The organism is Vibrio sp. 10N.247.311.14 (assembly GCF_041467715.1).
Lineage (GTDB): Bacteria > Pseudomonadota > Gammaproteobacteria > Enterobacterales > Vibrionaceae > Vibrio > Vibrio crassostreae_C.
Window position 1 is genome coordinate 20,296 of record NZ_JBFSVE010000039.1, and the last position, 24,322, is coordinate 44,617.

22 protein-coding genes are annotated in these 24,322 nt (G+C 44.0%); all 22 read left to right on the forward strand.

From position 1 onward, the window contains the following. Nucleotides 1-32: 32 nt before the first annotated feature. The 22 genes from csrD (at nucleotide 33) to rng (ending at nucleotide 24,322) form a co-directional block, all read left to right on the forward strand. Complete coding sequence (gene csrD, locus AB6F11_RS14770; protein WP_102393516.1) at nucleotides 33-2,048, forward strand: RNase E specificity factor CsrD; 2,016 nt, start codon at nucleotides 33-35, stop codon at nucleotides 2,046-2,048. 2 nt (nucleotides 2,049-2,050) lie between these two features. After that, complete coding sequence (locus tag AB6F11_RS14775) at nucleotides 2,051-3,493, forward strand: MSHA biogenesis protein MshI (RefSeq protein WP_102393515.1); 1,443 nt, start codon at nucleotides 2,051-2,053, stop codon at nucleotides 3,491-3,493. Continuing rightward, nucleotides 3,493-4,140 (forward strand): type 4a pilus biogenesis protein PilO, encoded by a 648-nt coding sequence (pilO, locus tag AB6F11_RS14780; RefSeq protein ID WP_017061345.1) that lies wholly within the window; start codon nucleotides 3,493-3,495, stop codon nucleotides 4,138-4,140. Before AB6F11_RS14775 ends, pilO begins: the two co-directional genes overlap by 1 nt. Beyond that, nucleotides 4,133-4,465 (forward strand): hypothetical protein, encoded by a 333-nt coding sequence (locus AB6F11_RS14785; protein WP_017061346.1) that lies wholly within the window; start codon nucleotides 4,133-4,135, stop codon nucleotides 4,463-4,465. The genes pilO and AB6F11_RS14785 overlap by 8 nt, the downstream gene beginning before the upstream one ends. A 15-nt stretch (nucleotides 4,466-4,480) precedes the next feature. Next, nucleotides 4,481-6,118 (forward strand): pilus (MSHA type) biogenesis protein MshL, encoded by a 1,638-nt coding sequence (gene mshL / locus AB6F11_RS14790; protein WP_102393514.1) that lies wholly within the window; start codon nucleotides 4,481-4,483, stop codon nucleotides 6,116-6,118. Between the two features lie 53 nt (nucleotides 6,119-6,171). Further along, nucleotides 6,172-7,011, forward strand: a complete 840-nt coding sequence (locus AB6F11_RS14795) for an ExeA family protein (protein WP_017061348.1) — start codon at nucleotides 6,172-6,174, stop codon at nucleotides 7,009-7,011. 2 nt (nucleotides 7,012-7,013) lie between these two features. Continuing rightward, the gene (locus AB6F11_RS14800) at nucleotides 7,014-8,189 is read left to right on the forward strand and encodes a lipopolysaccharide assembly protein LapB (RefSeq protein ID WP_102393513.1); all 1,176 of its coding nucleotides are present in this window, start codon (nucleotides 7,014-7,016) and stop codon (nucleotides 8,187-8,189) included. Beyond that, entirely contained in the window at nucleotides 8,179-9,903 is a 1,725-nt protein-coding gene (locus AB6F11_RS14805; RefSeq protein ID WP_017061350.1) for a GspE/PulE family protein, read from the forward strand. Before AB6F11_RS14800 ends, AB6F11_RS14805 begins: the two co-directional genes overlap by 11 nt. A 12-nt stretch (nucleotides 9,904-9,915) precedes the next feature. Beyond that, on the forward strand, nucleotides 9,916-11,139 hold the full coding sequence (locus AB6F11_RS14810) for a type II secretion system F family protein (protein ID WP_017061351.1): 1,224 nt from the start codon (nucleotides 9,916-9,918) through the stop codon (nucleotides 11,137-11,139). Between the two features lie 3 nt (nucleotides 11,140-11,142). Continuing rightward, the gene (locus AB6F11_RS14815) at nucleotides 11,143-11,598 is read left to right on the forward strand and encodes an MSHA biogenesis protein MshF (protein WP_102393512.1); all 456 of its coding nucleotides are present in this window, start codon (nucleotides 11,143-11,145) and stop codon (nucleotides 11,596-11,598) included. A gap of 79 nt (nucleotides 11,599-11,677) precedes the next feature. Beyond that, nucleotides 11,678-12,253, forward strand: coding sequence for a prepilin-type N-terminal cleavage/methylation domain-containing protein (locus AB6F11_RS14820; RefSeq protein ID WP_102393511.1), 576 nt, complete (start codon nucleotides 11,678-11,680; stop codon nucleotides 12,251-12,253). Between the two features lie 35 nt (nucleotides 12,254-12,288). Next, on the forward strand, nucleotides 12,289-12,741 hold the full coding sequence (locus tag AB6F11_RS14825; protein WP_102393510.1) for a type II secretion system protein: 453 nt from the start codon (nucleotides 12,289-12,291) through the stop codon (nucleotides 12,739-12,741). A 145-nt stretch (nucleotides 12,742-12,886) separates the two neighbouring features. Further along, nucleotides 12,887-13,378 (forward strand): prepilin-type N-terminal cleavage/methylation domain-containing protein, encoded by a 492-nt coding sequence (locus tag AB6F11_RS14830; protein WP_102393509.1) that lies wholly within the window; start codon nucleotides 12,887-12,889, stop codon nucleotides 13,376-13,378. Beyond that, entirely contained in the window at nucleotides 13,375-13,956 is a 582-nt protein-coding gene (locus AB6F11_RS14835; RefSeq protein WP_017071541.1) for a prepilin-type N-terminal cleavage/methylation domain-containing protein, read from the forward strand. Before AB6F11_RS14830 ends, AB6F11_RS14835 begins: the two co-directional genes overlap by 4 nt. Beyond that, complete coding sequence (locus AB6F11_RS14840; protein ID WP_102393508.1) at nucleotides 13,956-14,696, forward strand: prepilin-type N-terminal cleavage/methylation domain-containing protein; 741 nt, start codon at nucleotides 13,956-13,958, stop codon at nucleotides 14,694-14,696. Before AB6F11_RS14835 ends, AB6F11_RS14840 begins: the two co-directional genes overlap by 1 nt. Continuing rightward, nucleotides 14,686-15,123, forward strand: coding sequence for an MSHA biogenesis protein MshP (locus AB6F11_RS14845; RefSeq protein WP_102393507.1), 438 nt, complete (start codon nucleotides 14,686-14,688; stop codon nucleotides 15,121-15,123). The genes AB6F11_RS14840 and AB6F11_RS14845 overlap by 11 nt, the downstream gene beginning before the upstream one ends. After that, nucleotides 15,120-19,550, forward strand: a complete 4,431-nt coding sequence (locus tag AB6F11_RS14850) for a DUF6701 domain-containing protein (protein WP_240698187.1) — start codon at nucleotides 15,120-15,122, stop codon at nucleotides 19,548-19,550. Before AB6F11_RS14845 ends, AB6F11_RS14850 begins: the two co-directional genes overlap by 4 nt. Nucleotides 19,551-19,697: 147 nt before the next feature. Beyond that, the gene (locus AB6F11_RS14855) at nucleotides 19,698-20,741 is read left to right on the forward strand and encodes a rod shape-determining protein (RefSeq protein WP_017068734.1); all 1,044 of its coding nucleotides are present in this window, start codon (nucleotides 19,698-19,700) and stop codon (nucleotides 20,739-20,741) included. 94 nt (nucleotides 20,742-20,835) lie between these two features. Next, on the forward strand, nucleotides 20,836-21,723 hold the full coding sequence (gene mreC / locus AB6F11_RS14860) for a rod shape-determining protein MreC (RefSeq protein ID WP_004735927.1): 888 nt from the start codon (nucleotides 20,836-20,838) through the stop codon (nucleotides 21,721-21,723). Beyond that, nucleotides 21,713-22,201, forward strand: a complete 489-nt coding sequence (mreD, locus tag AB6F11_RS14865) for a rod shape-determining protein MreD (RefSeq protein ID WP_004735926.1) — start codon at nucleotides 21,713-21,715, stop codon at nucleotides 22,199-22,201. Before mreC ends, mreD begins: the two co-directional genes overlap by 11 nt. Before the next feature lie 7 nt (nucleotides 22,202-22,208). Beyond that, a complete protein-coding gene (locus AB6F11_RS14870) occupies nucleotides 22,209-22,832 on the forward strand; it encodes a nucleoside triphosphate pyrophosphatase (RefSeq protein ID WP_102393506.1) in 624 nt (207 codons plus the stop codon). A 20-nt stretch (nucleotides 22,833-22,852) separates the two neighbouring features. Next, nucleotides 22,853-24,322: a ribonuclease G gene (gene rng, locus AB6F11_RS14875; RefSeq protein ID WP_017061363.1), complete on the forward strand. Its 1,470-nt coding sequence runs from the start codon at nucleotides 22,853-22,855 to the stop codon at nucleotides 24,320-24,322.

Sequence of the window (24,322 nt, forward strand, 5' to 3'; positions counted from 1 at the left end):
TATAATGTGAGTTGAAAAGGATTTCGTTATTCATGAGATATACCCCGACACTAAAATTGAGCACTCGATTGGTCGCATTTGTCACCGTGATAGTGATCAGCGCGATGTTCATTCTTTTTATTGGTGGCACACTTTCCTTTAAGCGTATTGGACAGGAATATTTAGACCATTATTTGGTTGGCATTGTCGACGTTGTAGATAAAGAGATGGAAGACCCTGACGCCGCGTATTCAATGCAGCGTTGGATGCCTAAGATGTTGCAGGCGAGCAATATTGTTGAGATGAAACTCTCGAACAAGACCGGCATCGTTTATCGTTTCAAAGATACCTCCCCACAAATTGATCCCAATCGTCTTTATGAGAAAAGCTTCATTTTAGAGCGTAATGAAGGCTACCGAATCGAATTTAAAGCACTTCCTCCTTATATTGGCTACAACTACTCAATGGAAGCGATGTGGTCAATTACTTTGGCTGTCGCATTGGTTCTGTTCTGTCTTGCTCGTGGTGTTCGTTGGTTGAAAGAGCAGCTCATGGGTTCTGAGATTTTGGAAGAGCGAGGAAGAATGATCTTGGCCGGTCAGGTTGAAGCTCATGCAAAGGGAGATGAGCGAGAGTGGCCTTATACCGCAAGTGAAGCCTTAGATGTCTTGATCGAAGAGCTGCAAGATGCTCGTCAAGAACGAAGTCGCTTTGATACCTTTATTCGTACTCACACCTTCCTAGATAAACTCACAGGAACGGCAAACCGAGTTTTATTCGATAATAAGCTGGAATCGGTACTGCATGAAAGTGGCGCACGAGGCGGTGTGTTACTGATACGTATCGACGAATGGGAGCAAGTTCGTGATGCTAACGACAAGCAAATCACTGACGGCTTTATTATTGAAGTCGGTGAAGTACTGTCGAATATCGTTCAGCGCTATCCCGATGTCATATTTTCTCGCTATTACGAAGCGGACTTTGCTGTATTTATCCCTCATCAGGGCGCAAAAGATATTGCGACCTTGGCTGCTCAGTGTTTAAGGCAGTTAGATAAGCTAACTCCGCCAGAGCCTTTAGAGTCGGATAACTGGTGTCATATTGGTGTGACCATGTATACCGAAGGTGAGCGTCATAGCCAGATCATGGATGAAACGGAAACGGCACTAAAGAGTGCTCAGTTAGAGCGTATTAATAACTGGAGCCGTTACCCGAAAGAGAATAAGAATGAGCTTGATAGAGGCAGTGTTCGTTGGAGAACATTACTTGATAAAGCGCTGCTTCCTGAAAATTTAGTAATCTTTGCTCAGCGGTGTTATCTTATGCCGGAATCTGGTCAAGTTAATGAATTGCATAGAGAAATATTTACTAGAATTCAGGATCCTGACAAAGGTTTATTGAAATCGTCTCGATTTATGCCTGCGGTAGAGCAAGTGGGTTATCAAGCTCAAATGGACCAATCGGTTCTAAAGGTTGTGTTGAAATCGTTGAAAGAATCAACTCAACCTATCAACTATTCAGTGAATCTGAATGTTACCCCGTTTGCTAATAAACAGCACTTTAAGTGGTTTAGGAGTGAGTTGTTACAGCTCTCTGCTCAACACCGCTCTCAGCTTGCGTTTGAATTTTCAGAAGGGCACTTGATTGCTCATCTTGATTATATGAGACCGGTGGCAAAGATGTTGCGAGGTTTAGGGTGTAAAGTTGTGGTTGGCCAAGCTGGGCGAACCATTGTTAGCACTCACTATATAAAGGATTTGAAGGTTAGTTATATTAAGCTTCATCGAAGCCTAATAAAGAAAATCGACCAAAGGCATGAGAACCAACTGTTTGTTCGAAGCTTAATTGGGGCGTGTGGTGATTCTCCAACTCAAGTTATTGCCGTTGGAGTCGAGACAAAACAAGAAAAGAATACCTTGATAGAGTTAGGCATTAACGGCTATCAAGGGAGATATTTCGACGAAGAACAACAAATTATCCCTTTGCCTAATCAAGCAGAAAAAGCCGCGAAAGCGGAATCTGTTGTCAAAGTTGGACGAAGAAATCGATGGCGTAAGAGTAGTAGTTAAGAATGAATTTTAAAGCGATTTTAGACAAAATAAAGCCAACGAATAATAAAGGTAGCTCGCAAGTTGTCTTGGTGGGCAATGACGCCATTTATATTTCATCGACAGAACAAGATCCTCAAGTAGCCAGCATTCCCGTGGTTAATGGGGACTGGGAGAGTGCGCTAAAAAAATCGCTTAGCAGTGAGGCGTTTACCAGTAATAGCGTCCAACTGATTGTCTGTGCTAACTACTACCAAACCTACCAAATTGATAAACCGGACATTCCAGAGAGTGAATGGTCGGTAGCACTGCCTTTTTTACTCAAAGATCTTGTTTCAGAAAGAGTCACGGAAATTACTGCGAGTGCGGTCGCGTTACCAACGTCGAACAAGCTGCAAGTATATGTCCTGCCTAAAAAGCTGTTGGACAAGCTTTTGAATATCACTAATTCGGCTCAGGTTGAATTAATAGGTGTTGCTCCTGAAGATGAAATCTGGGGTTACAGTGCAGGCGAACTGTCTAATTTCATTCTTTTACAACGTAGCGTCAATTCACACTTTAAATTGGGTGCGTTTGTCGAAAATACCGTTTGTTTTCAAAGAACCATCCGCAGTGTTGTGCCACCTTTAACGGGTGTTGCGTCAAGTGCTCTGCAGTTAGATGGCCTCGCTTTAGAGCTTCAACGCTCGATTGATTACCTTTCTTCTCAAATTAAAGGCACCCAGCTTCACCAGCTTAAAATCTGTTGTGACGAAGAAGATGAAGCAGAGTTACAAAGTGCCTTAAACAGCACATTGAGCTCGACAGTTTCACTGTTGGTTGAAGGTGAGCGTGATAATTCAGAGAGTTTGTTGCTTAAACTTGCAGCTGAAAAAGAGACGTTTAAGGTCAATCTTTACCCTGAACACCTTAAGCCTAAAAAAGAATATTTTACGCTGACCAATGTTGTTGCGAGCTGGGGAGTAATTTGTGTTTTGATGCTTGGTGGTTACTTCGCAATGCAGTATCAAGTTTCTAATCTAGATAAAGAGCTAACAGCCCTGCAACAAGACTCGAATCAACTTAACAAGCAAGTTAACCAATTGAATAGTAAGTTAACTCAGCATAAACCGTCTCCAGAGAAAGTCGCGGCGGTTGCGCGTCTCAAACGTGAGACTGAGGCTAAAAAAGAGGCTTTGAAGGCTGTTGGACAATACGACGAATCCCAACAAGTCGGGTATTCTGGCGTCATGAATTCCTTAGCTAAATTAGGCCGAAATGACATTTCTCTTTCGCACATCTACATGACCCACGATACTTTAGATCTTAGTGGCTTGGCTCGTAACGCAAATGTCGTTCCGAACTGGATTGGTCAGTTTAAAAGTGAGCTTAATTTAGTCGGACGCACTTTTGAAAAACTAAAAATTGGCCGTAATGATCAGGATGTGGTGACGTTTGAGCTAAGTACTCGTCGGGAGAGTAAATAATGCAGCAGTGGAACCAGCTGAGCGATAAGTTTCTTGCATTAAGTCAAAGAGAAAAATGGCTACTTTTTGTGTGTGGTTTTGTTGGCCTATCGATGTTGTTGTTCACCTTATTGGTTGAGCCTGCGTATCTCGATCTACAAGCTAAAAATGCCAAGGCGAGCAGCCTGACTCAATCGAATCAAAGGCAGCAAGGTGAGTTACTTGTTCTGCAAGCTCAGTTAAACAAAGACCCAGACAAAGAAATTAATCGAGAGTACAAAAAGCTGCTGGTGGAGAGCCAAGATCTCTCTCTTCAGCTTTCTCAGATTGTTGATGGATTAATCACACCTTCTCAAATGTCGCAGTTACTGGAGAGCGTTCTTAACGCCGGTAATGGACTAAAGCTTGAATCGCTAGAGTCATTAAAACCAGAAGCGATTTCGAACAATAAAGAGACCAGCGAATATTCAGGCTACTTTCTTCACCCTGTAAGAATGGAGCTAACCGGCAGTTACTTTGATATCTCAGCTTACCTTCAAGCACTTGAGTCTCTACCTGTGAGTTACTACTGGCGCACATTTGAATACTCAGTAGAAGAATATCCTAAAGCTCGACTGGTGTTCGAGGTTTACACATTAGGTACTAGACAGGAGTTTATCGGTGGTTAGAACTCTTTTGTTGTCCTTGCTATTTAGTAGCTCTTTTGTGTGGGCTGAGCAAGATCCCACGGCGCCATTAGGCTGGCTTTCACCTCAACAGAAAACGGCGCCTGCTAAGAAAGCACCAACTCGTTATCGCTTGCCTTCTTTAGAAAGCATCGTGTGTAAGGGAGATACGCCTTGCTATGCGATTATGAATGGTCAGATTCTCGGACAAGGGGAAACGATCAGAGGGTACCGAGTTAAGAACATAGATCCAGAATACGTCACTCTGCAGAGAAGCTCTAAGCAGTGGAAATTAGAGATGTTCTCTTTAGATGTTAAGAATAATTAAGGTTAGAGTGAAGACATGCGTAAACTTGTAGTAGCAATCCTAGTGTCATCTTTAGTCGGCTGTTCGATGGGGCATAGAGATCCTGTTGAGATTAAAGAGTCTTTAAACGAATCAATTAATGAAGCCAATAGCAGAGCGCTTCATGAGCTGCCTTCGTCGGTTCAAGATGACCTTATGCCTCAGCTTAATTCTGACTCGATGTCTCCGGGGATGGAAACGGTTAAGCGTTTTCGTATTCAGGCAAAAGGCGTTGAAGCGAGAACTTTTTTTGCCAGCTTAGTGAAAGGTACGGAATATAGTGCGGCTATTCACCCAAGTGTGTCTGGAAACCTTACGCTTAATCTAACGGACGTGACGTTAGATGAGGTACTGGCTGTTGCTCAAGATATGTATGGCTACGATATTGAAAAGCGTGGCAAAGTGATTCAAGTTTATCCTGCCGGTCTTCGCACCGTAACGATCCCTGTCGATTACTTACAAGTTAAGCGTTCTGGTCGCTCACTAACGACGATCACCACCGGCACGATCTCTAACTCAGATTCGAATTCATCGAGCTCTTCAAACTCGAACTCAAACTCGTCAAATTCATCTAACTCTTCTAATTCATCAAACTCGACATCGAATGGTGGTACAGAGATTGAAACGACCTCTGAAAGTGATTTTTGGCCACAGCTTGAAGCGGCGGTTGCTCACTTAATTGGCTCGGGCGATGGGCAAAGCGTTGTCGTGACCCCGCAAGCGAGTGTGATTACAGTGCGTGCTTACCCTGACGAAATTCGTGAGGTTCGAGAGTTCTTAGGTATTTCTCAAAAACGCCTGCAGCGTCAAGTTATCCTAGAAGCCAAAATCATGGAAGTGACCTTGAGTGACGGCTACCAACAGGGAATTAGCTGGTCGAATTTGTCTAAGTCGATTGGCAGCGGTGGCGTTGTAATTGATCGTCCGGCAAGTACTTTACCGCCGTTAGATGCAATCAGCTCTTTGTTAGGCGGACAAACTAACGTAACGATTTCAGATGGCAGCTTTGAAGCAGTTTTGAGCTTTATGGACACTCAAGGTGACCTTAATGTTCTATCGAGCCCGCGAGTCACGGCGGCAAATAACCAGAAAGCGGTTATCAAAGTGGGTACCGACGAATACTACGTAACAGATTTATCAAGTTCGGTCGGTAGTGGTGATGACGCGAATGTCGCACCTGAAGTTGAATTAACTCCGTTCTTCTCTGGTATCTCTTTAGATGTTACCCCTCAGATAGACGATAAAGGTAGCGTGTTCTTACATGTACACCCAGCCGTTATTGAGGTAGAGGAAGAAGTGAAAGAGCTCAACCTTGGTTCCACGACGGGCTTGGTGCAACTTCCTTTGGCGAAAAGCTCTATTCGTGAGTCTGATTCAGTGATTCGCGCCAAAGATGGAGATGTTGTGGTTATTGGTGGGTTAATGAAATCCAACACCAGTGATGTGACCTCTAAAGTTCCATTCCTCGGTGATATTCCAGCCTTAGGTCATTTGTTCCGTAACACCAATCAGTTAACGCAAAAAACTGAACTCGTGATCTTGCTTAAGCCAACGATCGTGGGTGTGAATACTTGGCAAAATGAGTTGGAGCGTTCACGTGATCTTCTTCAGCAGTGGTTCCCTGATGAAGAGTAATTGCTTACTTTCTCAATATAGAGTGGCAGTGTCTCACTAAGCTAGGTCGTCGTATGTATCAAGCTCACTTTGGTTTTGAACAACTGCCATTTACCTTAACGCCGAATACCGATTTCTTCTATGGTTTAGCGCCTCATTTCGAAGCGATTCAGACGGTAATCTCGGCGTTGGAAATGGGCGAGGGCGTGATTAAGGTGACCGGAGAGGTAGGCACTGGAAAAACCATGGTTTGCCGGATGTTGGTCAATCACCTACATGACTGTACAGCTCTGATCTACTTACCAAACCCTGTGTTATCAGGGGCAGACTTGCGCCAGGCGGTTGCAACAGAGCTTGGTTTAGCTGTCGATAATGAAGCAACCTTGGTTGATAACATTCAGCATAAGCTCATTGAATTGCACAATTCTGGTTTAAGAGTGGTGGCTATTCTTGATGAAGCTCAGGCTCTATCGGATGAAGCGCTCGAAACATTAAGGTTGTTTGGTAACCTTGAAACGGAAGATAAAAAACTGCTGCAGATTGTCTTATTAGGTCAGCCAGAATTGGATGCTCGATTAGAGGCGTACCACCTAAGGCAGTTTCGCCAAAGAATCACATTTAGTTCGACACTGAGACCGCTGAATCTCGATGAAACGGTGGCTTATATTGATAATCGAATCGCTAAATCTGGTGGTAGCCCTGAGTTATTCAGCTTGAATCAAAAAAAGGCGATCTGTCGTTCGTCGTTAGGTATCCCTAGATTGATAAACCAACTTTGCCATAAGGCTCTATTGCTTTCGTTCAGTGAAGATAAGAAAAGTATCGACAACCAACATCTTTTTTCAGCTATGCATGAAACGTACGATGTGTGTAAGCCTAAATTTAAAACGCCAATACTGTGGGGTTGGAATTAATTATGAGCGTCATTAACAACGCCTTGTCTGAATTGGCAAAGAAAAAGTCAGCGACTTCGATTGAAGCGGCAGTCGTACCTAAAGTAAAAACGCGTTCCCCCCTAGTTTGGGTTGTTGCAGGTTTTACGTTGAGCTTAGCGATGGGCGGTTGGGCGATATCGCAAGGCCCTGTGATTGATCAGTCTATTGTTGAGCAGTCAATCTCAACTCGAGATTTACAGGTTCAAGTCTCTGTCGTTGATGATTCAAATGGCATCCAGGAAGCCGCTCAACCTATCTCATCGCCAACTAAGAAATTGGTGACACTAGACTCTGCGATCCTTTCAACAGAAAACACTGCGATGGCAAAAAGCGCTCAATCTAAGCCTAGTGTTTCCGAATCAGTTGTTATGTCTGCCCCAAAAGCGACAAAACAACAAACACCGGCTAAAGCTCTAAGCGTGCCTGAAACGACTAAGACTGAAATTCCCCAACCGATTTACGTTGCTAGTGTGGCAAAAAAAGCCCCTGCGTCTATCTCTAATGAGCCTGTAGCCTCTGGTGATTCAGAAAATAGCGGAATGTTGATCGAGCAGGTTGAGTTAACTCCGGAACAGCTATCTGTGAATGCACAAGGTCGAGCTCAGAAAGCGCTTGATGCGAACGATCTTACTGGTGCGTTGAAGGGCTACACTGAAGCTCTACGCTACACGCCACGAAATGAAGATGTCCGTCAGAAACTTGCGATTCTCTATTTTGGTAAAGGCGATACTCGCAAAGCCTATGAGCTTTATCAGTCTGGAATTAAGCTCAACATCAACAGTGAAAAATTGCGATTAGGGTTATCTAAACTGCTGGTTAAAGCGAATCAATCAGAAGCGGCGCTGAGCCCTTTAGTACACATGCCTCCGCATCCAACTCAAGAGTATCTAGCAATGCGTGCGGCGTTGAGCCAAAAATCACAGCAAGAAGAAATCGCACTCGAGAGTTATCAAAAGTTGGTTGAAGTCGATTCAGATAACGCTCGCTGGTGGTTGGGCTTAGCGATTCAGCAAGAACGCCAGTTAGACTTCGCTGCAGCAAAACAATCATATCAAGGTGCGTTGACTAGAGTCGGTATCTCATCTCAATCACAAAGCTTTGTGCGTGACCGGTTAAAAATACTCAATGCTTTAGAGGAGAGCGGCGATGCAAATTAGATTAAGAAAAAGACTTGGTGATTTGCTTGTCGAAGAAGGCATTATCACTGAGGCTCAAGTTGAACAAGCACTGGCCGCTCAGAAAAGTACTGGGCGTAAGCTGGGTGATGCGCTAATTGAGCTTGGCTTCTTGTCAGAACAGCAAATGCTGAGCTTTTTGTCGCAGCAGTTAGCGATTCCTCTTATTGATTTAAGCCGAGCCGTTGTCGATGTTGAAGCAGTACAGCTTTTACCCGAAGTACATGCTCGTCGCCTTCGTGCATTGGTTATTGGACGCCAAGGTGACACTTTGCGTGTTGCAATGAGCGACCCAGCCGATCTGTTTGCCCAAGAGTCTTTGCTTGGTCAGCTCGGCGATTACGCGCTGGAATTCGTTGTTGCTCAAGAAAGGCAATTGGTTGATGGCTTCGATCGCTATTATCGAAGAACCAAAGAGATTGCCTCGTTTGCTGAGCAACTTCACGCTGAACACCAAGTTAATGATGCCTTTGATTTCGATATCGCTGAAGAAGACAGTGATGAAGTTACCGTCGTTAAGCTGATCAACTCGCTATTTGAAGATGCTATTCAGGTTGGCGCTTCGGATATTCATATCGAGCCAGATTCAAACGTATTGCGTCTTCGTCAGCGTATTGATGGTGTGCTGCATGAAACATTGCTGAATGAGGTGAATATTGCTTCGGCACTTGTACTGCGCTTGAAGCTGATGGCAAACCTCGATATCTCAGAGAAACGTCTTCCTCAAGATGGTCGCTTTAATATCCGAGCTAAAGGTCAGTCGGTTGATATTCGTATGTCGACCATGCCAGTACAGCACGGTGAATCAGTGGTTATGCGTCTTCTTAACCAGTCAGCAGGCCTACGTAAACTAGAAGAGTCGGGCATACCGAGTGATCTGTTGGTTCGTCTGCGTCAACAATTGCGCCGTCCACATGGCATGATTTTGGTTACCGGCCCAACCGGCTCAGGTAAAACAACAACCTTATACGGCGCGTTAAGTGAATTAAACGAACCGGGTAAAAAGATCATTACTGCGGAAGACCCGGTGGAATACCGCCTACCTCGTGTGAATCAAGTTCAGGTAAACCCTAAGATCAATCTCGATTTCTCTACTATCTTGAGAACCTTTTTACGTCAGGATCCCGATATTATTCTTATCGGTGAGATGCGTGACCACGAAACCGTTGAGATAGGCTTGAGAGCTGCACTGACCGGCCACTTAGTATTAAGTACGTTACATACCAATGATGCGGTAGACAGCGCGTTGCGTATGATGGATATGGGTGCTCCGGGTTACTTGGTCGCGAGCGCTGTTCGAGCAGTAGTCGCACAGCGATTAGTTCGTAAAGTGTGTACAGATTGTAAGGTTGAGGATGAGTTAGATGAACCTCGCAAGCAATGGCTGAGCGTCCGTTTCCCTAACCAAGTAGGTGTGCCGTTTATGAAAGGCCGTGGTTGCCAGAACTGTAACTTAACCGGTTACCGCGGGCGAATTGGTGTATTTGAAATGTTGGAGCTAGAGCAAAACATGATGGATGCACTGAGAGCTAATGATGCGGTAGGTTTTGCTCAAAAGGCGAGACAGTCTGAAAACTATAAACCGTTATTGGCTTCTGCGATGGAATTGGCTCTGCAAGGTGTCGTGAGTCTTGATGAGATAATGCATCTTGGCGAAGGTGATGCGTCCGGTGCCACTGACCCAATTTATCTGTAGGGGTAGAATGATATGCCAACGTATCGTTATGTAGGTCGCAGCTCTGATGGTAGTCAAGTAAGTGGGCAATTAGACGCGAATAACGAAGATCTTGCTGCTGAAAGCTTGATGAGTAAAGGGATCATTCCAACCTCTATCAAACTGGGCAAAAGTGGTGGTTCAGTCTTAGATATGGATGTATCGAGTCTGTTCTTTCCGAGTGTACCGTTAGAGGTGTTGGTTCTGTTTTGTCGACAGTTATACAGCCTAACCAAAGCGGGTGTACCACTATTAAGATCGATGAAAGGCCTCACTCAAAACTGCGAAAATAAGCAGCTGAAAGCCGCCTTGGAAGAGGTGGTTGCTGAGCTAACCAATGGTCGCGGCTTAGCGGCGTCAATGCAGATGCACCCAAAGGTATTCAGTCCGTTGTTTGTATCGATGATTGGCGTTGGTGAAAACACAGGCCGTCTAGATCAGGCTTTACTGCAATTAGCTGGATATTACGAACAAGAAGTTGAGACTCGCAAACGAATTAAGACTGCGATGCGTTACCCAACATTCGTGATCAGTTTTATCTTGATTGCAATGTTCATTCTTAACATCAAGGTTATTCCACAGTTCTCAAGCATGTTTGCGCGCTTTGGTGTCGACTTGCCGCTGCCTACTCGTATCTTGATTGGTATGTCTGAGTTCTTTGTGAATTACTGGGGCTTAATGCTTGGAGTGATCTTTGGTCTTATCTTCGCTTTTAAAGCTTGGGTGAAGACAGACAAAGGCTTGGAAAAGTGGGATCGATTACGCTTAAAAATGCCGGTCATTGGCGGGGTAGTGAATCGAGCACTGTTGTCACGCTTCTCGCGTACTTTTGCTTTGATGCTTAAAGCGGGTGTTCCACTGAACCAGTCGCTAGCGCTTTCGGCGGAAGCTTTAGATAACCGTTTTCTAGAGTTGCGAGTTCAAGCCATGAAATCGGCCATTGAAGCCGGTAGTACGGTTTCGTCGACCGCGATTAACAGCGAAATTTTCACACCGCTCGTGATACAAATGATCTCCGTCGGTGAAGAGACGGGTCGTATTGATGAGCTATTACTTGAAGTGGCTGATTTTTATGACCGCGAAGTCGATTACGATCTGAAAACCTTAACCGCCAGAATTGAACCCATTTTGTTAACCATCGTTGCAGGCATGGTGCTGATTTTGGCGCTAGGTATCTTCTTGCCGATGTGGGGAATGTTGGATGCGATCAAAGGCTAGGGAATGCTAAATAACCTACAACGCTCACGTTTTGTTATTTGGACTGTGGTTATTCTTTTTCTTATTGTCGGTGTACTTTCGGCATTCAAAACGGTAGAAGAAGAAGCAACTAACACGGCATTTATCGTCGCGAGCAAGCGGATTTTAGAGCAAGCCAATTTGTTCAAACAGCAGTATTTGTTATCGGGTGCTGGGCAAGAAGAAGGCTCGGAACCCCCAAAGATCTACAGCAGAACTGGGTGGGTAATGCCTATCCAAGGTACGGAGCGAGACTGTAATTATTGGCTGGATCAATTATATCCTCAAGGGAGCATTTTAGGGCTAAGCTCTCCAAGTGTTGAAGATAAAAGTGATAACATACAGTTTTATTGTAGTTATCATTATGGTGATAAATATCAGGTAGATATATTACTCGAAAGAGAAAGGTTTAGTGTAAAAGCCAATATTTTGGCTTTGTGAGAATATTGACACTGTTTTTATGGTTTTATACGTGTGCAAATGTATAATGCGCGTTAGTAATTAGATGAGTAGGTAGAAAATGCTTAAAAATCAAAAGGGTTTCTCCCTTGTCGAATTAGTCATCGTAATTGTTGTCGTTGGTTTATTGGCAGTGGCGGCTTTACCCCGCTTCTTAGATGTGACCGATGAGGCTAAAAAATCCAGTATTGAAGGTGTCGCTGGTGGTTTTGCGACAGCAGTACTGTCGGCAAGAGCACAGTGGGAAGCAGAGGCTAGGCCATCAGAGAAGATAGGTGTTGAAACATACAATACTGTAAATTATGATGGTGTTGATTTTTGGTTAACGAGATCAAAAAACAGTAACAATGTCGATACCGATTTTAGAGATGGCTATCCGTGGACTCTGAACAATAATTCGAGCACTGCTCCACAAGATATTTCAGATGAAACATGTTCTGAGTTGATGGAAAACTTGCTGCAAAATCCACCTAAAGTGGGTCCTATCTCGGATGTTGCTAACGACTCAAACTACAAGTATTCAGCGCAAGCAAATTCTGGTGATGCAACCTGTACTTACGTTCAATTAGAAGGTAGTACCGAGCATGAGTTTGTTTACGAAATTAAAACTGGTCGTGTGACCGTAACTTTGCAGTAAGTCTGCGTAAAATTAAACATAGAGAGAGCTTAACTATGAAAAGACAAGGCGGTTTCACCCTAATCGAACTAGTGGTTGTAATTGTTATTCTAGGTATTCTTGCTGTAACTGCGGCACCACGTTTCTTGAATCTGCAAGATGATGCTAAACGAGCTTCAGCAGAGGGCCTTAAGGGGGCTATGGCTGGAGCTGCGGGTATTACTTATGGTAAGGCAGCTATTGCTGGGCAAGAAGGAACCGAAGCGCCTACTGCAATTTCAGTTGGTCAAAGTACTATTAATGTGGTTTGGGGTTACCCTGAAGGTACATCTGCAGCATTAACTGCAATTGTATCTGGCTTGACTGATGATTGGACAGAAGTAACAGGTCAATCTGCTGGTACCGTTGCCTACGGTTTTGCAAATGATGCTGCTACTTGTCACGTTACTTATCAACAAGCTCAGTCAGAGGGAGATGAACCTTCAATTGACTTGGTAGCTTGTGAGTAATTATTTGAAATGATTATGGAAGGCCAGCAGATGCTGGCCTTTTTTCTATCCAAAGCACATAAATATCAAAACTATTCATATACATAAGATCACTACATTCGTTATCTTGTATAATTAGTATTCGCTTGGCAGTTAGAGGCTCATTATGGATAACAGCCCCACATCCAAAGGCTTTACTCTGGTAGAGCTGATCATCGTTATCATTATCCTCGGTATTGTTTCCACCTTTGCCGCAAGTCGCTTCGTCGGTACATCTAGCTTTTCTACTTTTACTGCGCAAGAGCAAACCATTTCCGTAATTCGCCAAATCCAAGTCAATCGAATGCAATCGAACGTTTCAGCGGCTAATGACAGTTTTCGCCTTGCTATTAATAGTGATTGTTTAGGCTCTGTGGCCGCGTGTAACTTAAATCTTTCGAATAGCGCTCAAAAAACACAGGCCGATGCACGTAGTGATTATGTGCGTGAATCAGATATTTCATTTTCCCCGGCGAACACCATTATCGACTTTGATTTATTGGGGAACCCTTCAGTAAGTGCTGGAGTGAATATTACTATTAACTCTACTTCTTCAAATAATAGCGCCCAAGTTTGTATTAATTCTCAAGGTTACGTGCGTGAGGGAGCATGTTTATGATGCGCTCCCGTGGCTTCACTCTTATTGAAAGTATTGTGGTGATTATCGTACTGGGCGTTGCTATGGTCACGATTACTAGTTTTTTAGCTCCTCAAGTGGCGGGCTCCGCTGACCCTCAATATCAAAACCGCTCAGTAGCTTTAGGGCAGAGCTTAATGAATCAAATATTGGCACGTGGCTTTGACCATAATAGTGACTTTGACGGAGGGGTAATGCGTTGTGGTGATTTTGAATATAGTGGTTGCACTGATCCCGACAAGCTTGGGGTTGATATTGATGATGGTGAACAAGAAGGTAAGCCAGCAACGTTTAATGACGTGGACGACTATATTGGTTGCTGGTATACGGCTGCGACTGAATCCGCCTGCCTGTCGAGTACTACGAATGAATTAGCCAATATACTTGATGAACAGATAGATGATAGCTATGCCAATTTTCGGGTGGAAGTATCTGTGTTTTACGATGGCAACATGGACGGAATTGATGACAACACAATTGGCCCGATGAAGCGTGTTGAGATACAGATCTTCGGTGGTAATAATCGTTATAACGTCGTTGCTTATAAGGGGAACTACTGATGAAGCAGCGTGGTTTCACCTTAATTGAGATGATTGTAACGATTGTAGTCGTTGGTGTGATTGGTTTAGCGATCGCAGGTTTTGTTGAATACGGCATGAAAGGTTATGTCGACACTATCGATAGACAAAAGGTGCAAGTAAAAGGGCAGTTTGTTGTTGAGAAAATGTCGCGAGAAATCAGTCACGCGGTCCCTAACAGTTTTGATTCGAGTATTGCTCCGGCTTCGGTTTTTGCTCAAAAATGTCTCACCTTTTACGCTATTAAATACTCAGGCTTTTATCACCTTGACGAATCGACGGATGAGCTTGATTTTATTATCGGGCAAGACTCGCCCACGTTAGATGCCGGCGATTACCTCATTATTAATCCCACCACTTATTCTGAATTTGGATCTGGTTCGACTCAACGGATTTCAGTCTCAGGTTTAGTTTCCACGAGTAATGTGTTTACCGCTAACTCTGTTAGCCTTAGCAGCCAGTCTATTGCTCAACGCCATTATATTTACGATGAGAGTGCTTCGGTGAGTTACTGTTTAGTGAATGATACCGTTCAGAACCAAGGCCTAATTCAGCGCAATGGAATCACCGTTGCGGATAGCATCAATTATGCTCAAAGTAACTTCCGCTACGAAGAGCCAAGCTTGCAGCGAGGTGGCGTGATTCACATCGATCTTGTGCTTGAGCAAAACAGTGAAGTAAGCGTTTACCAACAAGATGTGCAGGTACTCAATGCGCCATAGAAAATCATCTCAACAAGGCAGTGTTTTGGTCGTCGCGATATTTGTTATTGTGGTGATGGGCTTCCTTGCGACTTCTTTAGTGCAAGTACAATGGTCAAACCACGATACATTGACGCGTAAACAACTTGGAACACAGGCTTGGCTATTAGCACATTCCGCTAATGAGTGGGCACTCACTCAAGTTTATCCATTAACGGTTTCGCCTGCGGTTTCAACCAGTGTGAGCACCGTCTGTGGTAACTTAAATTCAAACCAAGTGAGTAGTGGGATGTCGACTATCTGTGCAGTTGAAGAGTTAACTTGTACTCCGATCGGAATTTTAGATGATGTTGGTTTTTTTAAGATTGAATCAACAGCCGTTTGTGGCTCAGGCATTAACCAAGTACAGCGTATTCAAGAAGTTTGGGTGAGGGAGTCAATACGATGAAAGCATGTAGATATATTTTAGTTGCCTGTTTCTGCCTATTCCCTTTGATCGCGACAGCGTCGACTTGTAACGTAGATCCGAGCGGTGAATTTAAAATATCATTTAATATCAATTCCGCCCAGCTTGCTGAATCTGTGTTTGCAGAGCAAGAGCCCGGAAATAACCGCCCGGAATACACCATCTGGACCAATGATATTAATGAGCCTACGGTGGGAGATACGCCCTTTATTCGCGATCCTCGTTACATGGTTGGTGGGGGAGACTATAGTGTTCAACTGATTTATCAGCCGGGAGCGGGAAATGATGCCGGAACCGCAGACTACTACGTTGACGATGGGCAGGGTTTTACTTTTTTAGGCAATTACCCCGCAGACTTTAAAGGTATTCACCCGCAAAGCGTCGATATTAATAGTGGGGACAGTACTGAACTAGAATGTGACAGCTCGGATATCGAGCCACCGCCGGTTTATTCAAACGATGCTCAGTATGAATTTGGTATCGTTCAGTGCTCTGGTGGAGAATGTAAGATCCCACTGACTCAGTCTTATACCAACACGCCACTGGTGTTTGTGATGCCAACCATTGATTCAAGTGCCCCTGACGCGGATGCTCCTGCAACGTTAATGGTTACCGAGGTAAGCAAAACCGAAGCGACCATCAAGCAGATTAAGGCGCCAAAGAATGGCGGTGGTTCAGATTTAGATAGCCAACCGATAACAGAAGTCAGTTACCTTGCGATTGAGCCCGGTGTGGCCGATTTTAATGGCCATGAAGTCATAGCGGGTTATTTGAACACCGATGCAGCCAGTGCTAAATCAGGCTCAAATAGTAATGATAGAGTCCTTTATAGCGATTTTGGCGGAGCTGGCTTTTCTTCTAATCCGGTGGTATTGCATCAAATTCAAACTCGAAATAACAATGATAAATGGATGACCTCTGGCAAGGTTAGGCGAACCGATGAAACGTCATACATTGATTTGTTTTTGGAGCTAAGTGCTTCTCACCGCAGTAACGATGATTATGACGATGAGAAGATCGCGTTTTTAGCGACGTTAGCCACCAATACTAACCTTGATGTTGATGGTTTTAAGGTTCAATTTGCAAGAGGGTATGATACGCCAAGTCAAAGCGGTAATGACCCAATGTTGGATGGCTGTGAGGATAAGTATGCTACCACCTCTCTAACGAATATTGACGGGATCATAGCTAATAAACAAGAGAGGGCTGGTGGACACGGAGGCTGGCTACGTCGATGTAACATTAACACGAACCAAGTTAGCTTTGTTGTAGATGAGGACTTTAGAGACCGCACGCATATTCCGGAAGAAGTGGGTTACTTTGCGTTTGAGTTACCTGAGGTGGTTCCTGTTGCCAACGTGTGTAACTTGTTTCCCGAGCCCATTCAGAGTTGGACTGGTGTGAATAGCTCATTGACGGTTACCAGCCAGCAAACAAAATTTAGCGGCTGGTCTAATAACTATATTAATCAATCTTTAAAAAAGGTCTCTGAAGGCTATGAGCTCTTTAATGATAAATGGACAACAAAAGATGACTTTTTATTATTGGGTTTTGATGATGCGAGTGAGTTTTATCATATTTATAATTTTCCAGTGTGTGATGAACATCAATGTGATGTTGGTAATAATGATAGCCAACTTGAATTAAGAAAGATTAAAGGCAGTTACGTAACCTCTATTGCAGAAAAAAATCCATCAGAAAGTTTAACCATTACGGGCAAGGCTTCGGATATTTTGCAGAGCTGCGGAGCGGACTCAGAGATATGTTCTTACCAAATTAACGGTGAAACAATAGATGTTTTCATTGAGAGTAACTTGTCTAAGCTCGTTATCAACAAGCAGGGGAATGATTATAATCTAGTTCGAGTCGTCTTAGATGAAGACAGTTATATCTCAGATGTTAAAGTTAGTGGAGGGGCGGGTGTAGAACTGGTTTTTCCTGATAATTCCACGGTGACCTTTGATAATTATGAGCATGATGCAGGAGATTTGGTATATGCCTTTGAGGGCAACTCTCAAATAAATGTGATAACACGTATGAAGTTTAACTTGGCAGTTGATATACAATCTGACTTCGCTTATCCCATTATATACGCTCCTAAAGGTGAGGTCATATTTGACGTTGGGAACTCTACTTTCAAAGGATTTATTCTCGCAGATACTGTAGATTTAAATCAGACAGCTATTCATGGTGCCGTGACAGCGAGAGTCGCCGTGCTTGATAATGGTGTAACGATAATCAAACCTGATTATTCTTGTGAACCCCCAGTACAGCAAGGATTATTGGTTGTAGAACCTCAACAATTATATAGCCTAACCTGTGAGCGAATTCCGGTTGAGTTTCGCCTAGAAGAGAATGGCGAATTGGTCGACTCTAATGAGCAGTTTGAAGCGACGGTAACCCCAACGGGAACGCGATGGTGTACGGGTGAAGCTAACAATGCGTGTGAAACTCCGGATTATACGTTTGATGGTGGCATTCGAACCTTGTATTTAGACTCTGATACGGTTGGTAGTTTCAGTGTTGGGGGAGTCTACGATTCAGAGCCCGCAACATCGACACAAGTTTTTTATGTGCCCTATAAGTTTGATACAAGCCCAAGCCAAATACATATGAATGCAGCTCAAGACTCTCAAGAGTTAGTGGTAGAGGTGACGGCTCAAGCTTGTGATCAAGGCGTTGTTAGCCCAGTAAATGGCTATACTAAAAACTTATCATTTGATGCTTCTAAAGATTACTTTCTTGAAATGCCTACCCCTGAAGATGGATCACTTGATGACTTCTCAGTTACAGATCTAAATTTTGATAATGGTGGTGCTATAACTGAAGTAAATTGGAGCAATGTTGGGCAAGTTAATGTAGTTATCAATGATCCTAGCTTTGATTGTTCTGAAATTGAAGGGTGTCCTATTTATGAACAGCCTGATTCCGCAAGTTCGGGGTTGGTTGGTAGCTTTGTTGTCAAATCTAAACCTTATGAGTTTGCTGTATGTACTGATAGCGATTCAAGTGGAACGAGTACAGAATCCAGTAGTAGTGGCTTTGTTGCAGCGGGGGAGAGCTTTGATGTGGACGTGAAACCCATGATTACCGGAGCTAATGTAAATTCCGTATGTTCAAATAATGTAGGTGTTCCTTCGAATTATTTTGTGTCTCAAGCTTCGATCAGTGTTTCCCATTATTTAGACACACCAAGTGAGGGTGTACTTGGCTATTTGATGCCCGACACGATATCTCCGAGTATTTCAATTAGTGATCAGTCAAATGGTGGGTACCAACTTGATGGGTTAACCTACTCAGAGGTAGGAAGTTTTGAATTGGTTGCAATTGAAACGGGTAACTTTTATAGCACCATTGCCCCTCCAAATGGTGATTCAGGTGTCACTGGGTCTAAAACTATCGGCCGTTTTTACCCCAAATACTTCATGCAAGGTGACCCTGAGTGGAATGTTACAAATCAAAATAATATTGCGTACCTAAGTCAACCTTATGACTCTACAGTTCACCAAGTATATCCAATGGCATCAGGTGAGAGTGATACGGATAATGCGCTTAATAATTACCGATTCTTTAATACAGAACTACAAGCAAAGTTTGGTGTTCTAGATGATAGCAATATAGATAACGGCTTCTTGCTAGATACGGATGCTGGGTCTTGGTCTGTTGATCGTAAACATTGGTTACTGAATGACAATGCAGCTGAGCTGCAAAGAGTTACGGATTCAGATGACGTTAGCCGCAGAGATGGTCCTTTCAATACCAGTGATGCTAGCTCAATAGCCACTAATTTTGGTTTAACAGTGACAGGAGTTGATCCTGTGTCATTTACGGATTCAGACCCTGTTACCGATTCAGCTGCATTCCCAGTTCAACCTCCTGCCCGATATGGTCGAATGGCGCTCGATGATATTGGTGGTAACTCAAATGCCACATTGACTATCCCACTAAGAGTTGAATTCTGGAATGGTAGTGAGTTTGTTCTCAACACTGATGATAGCTATCAAGATGACCAGAATAAAAGAAGCAGTAGTTTTAATGGTGCAAATTATTGTAGACAGGTGATTTGGCACAGCGAAGGCAAGACTATTACGTCTGCAATGCTTAGTGGTGATGGAAATGTAAAGGGCGGTGAAGAAGAGGTCACAGCAAACCAAAATACGCCAACGGGAACAGATACGCCGCGTGAGCAAGTTCGTCTGTGGTTGAGAATGGATGCCTCTGCGCCAACGGCTAATACTGGTGAAAACCCTGTTGTTTGTTCAGGTAGCGATCAAGATCAACCATGGTTGCGCTACAACTGGCGCCAACTCGGTGATGAAGATCCCTCCACCGTCGTCACATTTGGTATCTACCGCGGTAACGATCGTGTGATCTACCGAGGTGAAAGTGGCTTAACAGGTCAGCAATAATATAATTTTTGCCCCTTAAGTTAGGAATCTGTAAGAAATTGCGGGTTTCAGTCCATGTTTGTACTTCAATGCCTTGCCGTAACAGCAAGGCATTGGTACATTTAGTGCAATTTTTGTCTTCTAATTCTTGCAGGATGAGCGAAGAATATGTTTAAAAAACTTCGTGGCATGTTTTCAAACGACCTATCGATTGATTTAGGTACAGCCAATACCCTTATTTATGTAAAAGGCCAAGGCATTGTTCTTGATGAGCCTTCAGTTGTAGCTATTCGCCAAGATCGTGCGGGTTCTGCAAAGAGTGTCGCTGCTGTTGGCCACGCTGCTAAGCAAATGCTTGGTCGTACGCCTGGTAACATCTCAGCGATCCGTCCAATGAAAGACGGTGTAATTGCCGACTTTTACGTAACGGAAAAAATGCTTCAGCACTTCATCAAACAAGTGCATGACAACAGTGTGCTTAAACCAAGTCCTCGTGTTTTGGTTTGTGTACCTTGTGGTTCAACACAGGTTGAGCGTCGTGCTATCCGTGAATCAGCGTTAGGTGCTGGTGCTCGTGAGGTTTACCTAATCGATGAGCCTATGGCTGCTGCGATTGGTGCTGGCCTACGTGTCTCTGAGCCAACAGGTTCAATGGTTGTTGATATCGGTGGTGGTACTACTGAAGTTGCGGTTATCTCACTGAACGGTGTGGTTTACTCGTCTTCTGTTCGCATTGGTGGTGACCGTTTTGATGAAGCGATCATCAACTACGTTCGTCGTAACTACGGCAGCTTGATCGGTGAAGCGACAGCAGAGAAGATCAAACACGAAATCGGTTCAGCTTACCCTGGCGATGAAGTCAATGAGATCGAAGTTCGCGGTCGTAACCTTGCTGAAGGTGTGCCTCGTAGCTTTAGCCTAAACTCAAACGAAATCCTTGAAGCACTTCAAGAACCTCTATCTGGCATCGTATCTGCAGTGATGGTTGCACTTGAACAGTGTCCACCAGAGCTGGCTTCTGATATCTCAGAAAACGGTATGGTACTAACAGGTGGTGGTGCACTGCTTAAAGACCTTGATCGCCTGTTAACAGAAGAAACAGGTATCCCTGTTGTTGTTGCAGAAGAGCCATTAACGTGTGTTGCTCTAGGTGGCGGTAAAGCTCTAGAGATGATCGACATGCACGGCGGCGATCTGTTCAGCGAAGAATAATATCTAGTGTTAGGCTCTTTTCTTATCTAGTTTTATGTAAAGAGCCTAGGACCTTGTCTATAGGATCAAATGTAGCTCTAGGACCAAATATAGAATGAAGCCAATTTTTGGTAGAGGTCCCTCTCTACAATTGCGCCTGTTTTTTGCTGTAATTTTATCAGCCAGCCTTATGCTGGCTGATAGTCGTTTAGATGCTTTCTCAAATGTTCGCTATCTATTAAACAGCATGGTTGCGCCTATTCAATATGCAGCCAACTTGCCTCGCACTATGTTCGATGGTGTTTACGACCGTTTTAGCACTCGCAAAGGGTTAATTGAATCTAACCATAATATTAAACGAGAAGTCTTGCGTCTGAAGAGCGAGCTGATTCTGCTTGAGCAATATCAAGAAGAAAACAAGCGCCTTCGTAAGCTGTTAGGCTCGCCGTTTATCCGTGATGAGAAGAAAGTCGTCACAGAAGTTATGGCGGTAGACACTTCACCATATCGCCATCAAGTCGTGATCGACAAAGGTCAGATTGATGGGGTGTATGAAGGTCAGCCGGTGATCAACGAAAAAGGCATTGTCGGCCAAGTCACTTTCGTTGCTGCTCATAATAGTCGTGTATTACTACTCACTGATGCAAACAATGCGATTCCTGTTCAGGTTATTCGTAATGACATCCGTGTGATTGCTTCGGGCAATGGCATGATTGATGAGATCCAGCTAGAGCACATTCCAACCAGTACCGATATACAAGAAGAAGATCTGTTGGTGACATCAGGTCTTGGTGGGGTATATCCAGAAGGTTATCCAGTCGCCTATGTTACGGCCGTTGATTACGACCCGAAACGTGAGTTCGCTGTGATTAAAGCAGAGCCTGTGGTTGAGTTCGATAAGCTCAGATACCTGCTGCTTGTATGGCCTGATGAAAACAAACAGATGCAAGCGGATCAATCGAGCATAGAACAAGCATTGTTAGAGGGCGAAGATGGCCAATAGCGTTTTAAGAAGCAAGGTCGTAATTGGCTGCTCATTTTTAGTAGCCCTTATTCTGCAAACGATCCCTTGGCCTGGTAGCTTAGATCTATTTAGACCATCTTGGTTGCTGCTGGTTACGTGTTACTGGGTTTTGGCTCTACCGCATCGTGTTAACGTGGGTAGTGCTTTGATTTTAGGCTTATTGTGGGACCTTTTGATCGGCTCTACTCTGGGTATTCGAGGCATGATGATGGCAATAGTGATGTACATTATTGCGATGAACTTCCTCGTCATTCGTAACATGGCGTTATGGCAGCAAGCGATGATCATTGCCGCGTTAACGGTCTTGTTTGAGGTGTTGATCTTCTTTGGTGAATATTTGATCCAAGATGTTGTTTTCAATCCGTTATCGTTATGGAGCGCATTGATAAACTGTATACTTTGGCCTTGGATGTTTTTATTAATGAGACGCGTGCGTCGCCATTGGCATGTGAGGTAGCGTGACGATGGAAAAGAAACATTTAGTTTTGGCATCCGGCTCTCCACGCCGCAAAGAATTGCTATCTCAACTCGGTTATGAGTTTTCTGTCCTCGTAACCGATGTTGAAGAGTGTAAACACGCTCAAGAAACCGCCGAAGAATATGTTAAGCGACTATCTTTAGATAAAGCTTTAGCTGCGTTGTCTTTATTGAAAGATAACCCTTCTGAAAGGCAGCATGTCGTTCCTAGTTCTGATACTGTAGATCATGGCTCTGATATAGTCGTTCTTGGTTCTGACACAGTCGTCGTAAGCCAAGGGCAAGTGCTTGAGAAACCCACCGATTTTGCTGACTCTAAGCGCATGCTTACTCAGTTAGCGAATGAACGTCACCAAGTGATGACGGCGGTTTCTGTGGTTTCAGAAGAAAAACAAAGAACAGAAGTCATTATTACCGACGTATGGTTTAAACCCCTCAGTGAAAAAGAAATAGAACAATACTGGCAAACAGGGGAGCCATGCGATAAAGCCGGTAGCTATGGGATCCAAGGTTTGGGCGGACGCTTTGTCACCCGAATCGAAGGTAGTTATTACGCCGTTGTCGGCTTACCTTTATTTGAAACGGACCAGCTACTGCAAGAATTCTTATAATTACTAATCTGAGGTGCACCATGAGTGCTGAATTGTTGCTGAACGTGACCCCGAGTGAAACTCGTGTGGCCATGATTGAAGGGGGGGCTCTTCAAGAGATCCATGTCGAACGAGATGCTCGACGCGGTATCGTAGGAAATATCTATAAAGGACGTGTAAGCCGTGTTCTTCCGGGAATGCAGGCGGCTTTTGTGGATATAGGCCTTGAGAAAGCAGCTTTTTTACACGCCTCTGATATTGTCCCACACACTGAATGTGTCGCTGAAAACGAAAAGAAACAATTTCAGGTTCGTGATATTTCAGAGCTTGTCCGTCAAGGGCAAGACATTGTGGTGCAAGTGGTCAAAGACCCTCTTGGTACTAAAGGTGCTCGCTTAACCACTGATATCACTCTACCGTCTCGTTATCTGGTATTTATGCCGGGCGCAAGTCATGTTGGTGTATCTCAACGTATCGACAGCGAGTCTGAACGTAACCGTCTTAAAAAAGTCGTGTCTCGTTACTGTGACGAACACGGTGGCTTCATCATCCGCACAGCAGCAGAAGGTGCAGATTCAAATGAGTTGGCACAAGATGCCGCATTCTTGAAGCGATTATGGCTAAAAGTATTAGAGCGTCGTGGTAAGCACAAGGCGCGTACTCGTTTGTATGGTGAGCTTTGCTTAAGCCAACGTATCTTACGTGACTTCGTCGGTACTGAGCTGAGCAAGATTCAGGTCGATTCTCGTCTAGAATATGAAAACCTAAAAGAGTTTACCTCTGAATACGTGCCTGAGCTGACAGACAAGCTTGAGCTGTATGAAGGTGATAAGCCTATCTTTGATATGTACGATACCGAGAACGAAATTCAGCGTTCATTGGATCGTAAAGTCGAATTAAAGTCTGGTGGATATCTGATTATCGACCAAACTGAAGCGATGACCACGGTTGATATCAACACTGGCGCGTTTGTTGGTCGTCGTAATCTAGAAGAGACGATTTTCAACACCAATGTAGAAGCGACTCAAGCGATTGCTCGTCAGCTGCGTCTACGTAACTTAGGTGGCATCATCATTATCGACTTTATTGATATGTTGTCTGAGGAACATCGTAAGCGAGTACTAACTTCTTTAGAGGCTGCGCTCGACAAAGACCGTGTGAAAACCAATATTAATGGCTTCACGCAGCTTGGTTTGGTTGAGATGACTCGTAAACGTACTCGTGAAAGTATTGAGCATATCCTATGTTCGAGCTGTCCTGCTTGTGAAGGCCGCGGCAGTGTGAAGACAGTTGAAACCGTTTGTTATGAAATTCTTCGAGAGATCACGCGAGTGAATCGTGCGTACGACGCCGATAAATTTGTGGTCTATGCGGCAGCTGCCGTAGCTGAGGCGTTAGAGGGCGATGAATCTCATGCGCTTGCGGAGCTTGAAGTCTTTATTGGTAAGCAAGTTAAAATCCAGGCTGAGCCTCTGTACATACAAGAGCAGTTTGATGTTGTTATGATGTAA